The 1,889-nt window shown below is 68.9% G+C and carries 4 protein-coding genes; 2 read left to right on the top strand and 2 right to left on the bottom strand.

Features of this window, described 5'->3' with window-relative positions; genetic code table 11:
* Both VGR06_RS30825 and VGR06_RS30830 read right to left on the bottom strand, forming a co-directional pair.
* A partial coding sequence (locus VGR06_RS30825) for a hypothetical protein (protein WP_327562679.1) occupies window positions 1-312 on the bottom strand: 312 nt, incomplete at its 3' end.
* Window positions 313-374: 62 nt separating this feature from the next.
* Entirely contained in the window at window positions 375-788 is a 414-nt protein-coding gene (locus VGR06_RS30830) for a VOC family protein (RefSeq protein ID WP_327562680.1), read from the bottom strand.
* Window positions 789-970: 182 nt separating this feature from the next.
* On the opposite strand from VGR06_RS30830, the gene VGR06_RS30835 reads away from it, so the two are divergent.
* Window positions 971-1,294, top strand: a complete 324-nt coding sequence (locus tag VGR06_RS30835) for a tRNA-binding protein (protein WP_327562681.1) — start codon at window positions 971-973, stop codon at window positions 1,292-1,294.
* 324 nt (window positions 1,295-1,618) lie between these two features.
* Window positions 1,619-1,889 (top strand): hypothetical protein (locus tag VGR06_RS30840; protein WP_327562682.1); only part of this gene is annotated, 271 nt, incomplete at its 3' end.

Raw genomic sequence — 1,889 nt, forward strand, 5'->3', positions numbered from 1 at the left:
GAACCTCGTCGCCTGATGGGGGTCGACCACGACGTGTCTCGCGGCCGCGTCGCCGTTCTCCAGCAGGCCCTCGCACACAAACAGTGCCGAGATGCCATAGCCAAGGCCGATCTCGATCGTCTGCGTTGCGCCTTCCCGCGATACCCACTCGCGCAGCGCTTCACCCTCGGCTGGGCTGGCGGCCACGGGAAACAGGCGATGTACCCTACCGTCGGAACGCGAAAGCACCGTGCCGTCACGCACCAGACGCTCGATCACGCGCCGCAGCTGTCGCAGCGCCGCGCCTTGATCCGTCGGCTTCGCGGGGCTCACCCGAGCAGGTTCACACGGGCTCGCCGTGCCCGGCCGGCCGATCCGCTACCTACACGGCCGAGTCAAGCCTGCGGCTGGGTGATGTTGACCATCCAAGGGATGCCGAACTGGTCCACGCACATGCCGAACTCATCGCCCCACATCTGCTTCTCCAAGGGCATCGTCACGGTGCCGCCGTCAGACAGCCTCTCCCAGTAGCCGCGCAGCTCATCGGCGTCGTCCCCACTGAGACTGATGGTGATGGTGTCGCCGGGGTTGCGCTGCATCCCAGCCGGGGTGTCGGCACCCATGAGCGTGAACCCGCTGCCGGTCTCGAGCATGCCGTGCATGATCTTGTCGGCGTCGGGTGAGTCCTGCGCCCCGAACTCACCGAAGGTGTTCAGGGTCAAGTTGCCGCCGAAGACCCCCTTGTAGAACTCCATGGCCTGCCGCGCGTTGCTGGTGAAGCTGATGTACGGGTTGAGTCGAGAGGCCATCAGACCCTCCTTGGCCGTGACGTGGTGAGCTCTGGCAGCCTAGCGCGGGCCAGCGACAACAGAAAGCGTGACGCGTCGACGCGGCGGTCGTGTACTAGGCTGGCTGCCGCCAGAGACGGCTCCGTGAGCTGCAGAAGGAGAGCGCCCTGTCAAAGCGCAACCTCGCCCAACCGCTGCCCCCCGTGGACCCGGAGCAGTTCTTCGGGGTCGACGTCCGCAGCGCCGTGATCACCGACGTGCGCGACTTCCCCGAAGCGCGCCGGCCCGCCTACCAGCTCCGGCTGGACCTCGGACCGCTCGGCGAGCGAGTCTCCAGCGCGCAGATCAGCACCTACTCCAAGGACGAGCTGCTCGGCGCCACGGTGGTGTGCGTGGTCAACTTCCCGCCCAAACGGGTGGCCGGGTTCACGTCCGAGGTGCTGGTGCTCGGCGTCTATGACCCCGACGGCAACGTCGTCTTGCTGCGCCCCGACCGGCCGGTCCCACCCGGCCACCAGGTGGGCTGAGGCGGCCATCCCTGCCATCCAGACAGTGAGCTTCGCCGCGGCCTGGCCGCGGCCTAGCGACCGTTCGCAGCGCCTCGATCGTCGCCGTGGGGACGACCCCACGAGCCCATCGCCGCGATCGGTCTGTCAACGGCGGCTGCTCGGCCGCGTGGCGGTGACGTTGGGTGGAGCTGCTGGCGTCCCTGCGCGGCTTGGTGACCTGGTGTGTTCAACAACCTTCGACGGAGCCTGAGCGGTCGGTATCTCAGCGCTGCCTGGGCGCTCTTGTTTGAGACACCGAGCCGCCCCGGGACGACGGGGGGTGAGGCGATCCGGGGAGGCAGCATGAAGACCGTCGACGACATCGAGCAACCGGCCCACGGGGCGAACGGTGGCGGTCCCAGAGGGCCGGCAGCCGCCGGGCGTTCGGGCAGCCCGCCGGCCGCCCACCATCCCGGTCTCCTGGGCCGGCTGTGGCGGAAGGCTTGGAACGGAGGGGTGGCCCGCGGCACCGCCGCCGTCTGGATGACGATGCTCATCGCCTTGCCCGTGGTGGTCGCGTTCCTGACCGTCTGGGGAGGCCCGGCCAGGGCGACCCGGCCCGATGATCTCAGCG

Source organism: Actinophytocola sp., assembly GCF_036002505.1.
In the GTDB taxonomy this organism is placed as follows: domain Bacteria; phylum Actinomycetota; class Actinomycetes; order Mycobacteriales; family Pseudonocardiaceae; genus DASYTH01.